The sequence below is a fragment of the Streptomyces sp. SID3212 genome, assembly GCF_009865405.1.
In the GTDB taxonomy this organism is placed as follows: Bacteria; Actinomycetota; Actinomycetes; order Streptomycetales; family Streptomycetaceae; genus Streptomyces.
Genome location: NZ_WWJY01001132.1, coordinates 1 through 422 on the forward strand (window position 1 = coordinate 1; position 422 = coordinate 422).

Consider the following 422-nt stretch of genomic DNA (forward strand, 5'->3'; position numbering starts at 1 on the left):
CGCTGGTCGCGCCCTCGGCGCTGCGGACGCGCGGGTCGGCGCGGAGGAGGTACAGCAACTCTTCGAGGGCCGGTTCTTCGTCGTCCACAGCCAGTACACGCAGCATGAGGCGGGAGTTTAGACGGTCGGTCGCCGATGGTGTCCGTGAGCGAGAGCGCCGATCCGTTGAGTGATTCGGCGCTGTTCTGCGTACCAGACAGCATGCGGACCTTGGACCTCCATCGCGATGTCGGTGCCTACTCACTGGGCGTGCTCGACGCCGCGGACGCCTTCCGCTTCGAGGATCACCTGATGGAATGCCCGCAGTGCGCGCTGCTGCTGGCCGACTTCGGTGGTGTGAAGGCGCAACTCGACGAGTACACCCGGCGTACCCCGGCGGAGGTGGCGCCCTTCGCCGCCGCGAGCCCGGGGCTGCTGACCGG

The 422-nt window shown here is 68.2% G+C and carries 1 protein-coding gene and 1 pseudogene; one reads left to right on the top strand and one right to left on the bottom strand.

Going from position 1 to position 422, the window contains the following annotated elements:
• Window positions 1-106, bottom strand: a pseudogene (locus tag GT042_RS40225) (DNA-binding response regulator); the annotation flags it as partial.
• 95 nt (window positions 107-201) lie between these two features.
• Between GT042_RS40225 and GT042_RS33400 the strand changes: the two are divergent.
• On the top strand, window positions 202-422 hold a 221-nt coding region (locus GT042_RS33400), incomplete at its 3' end, for a zf-HC2 domain-containing protein (protein WP_161312427.1).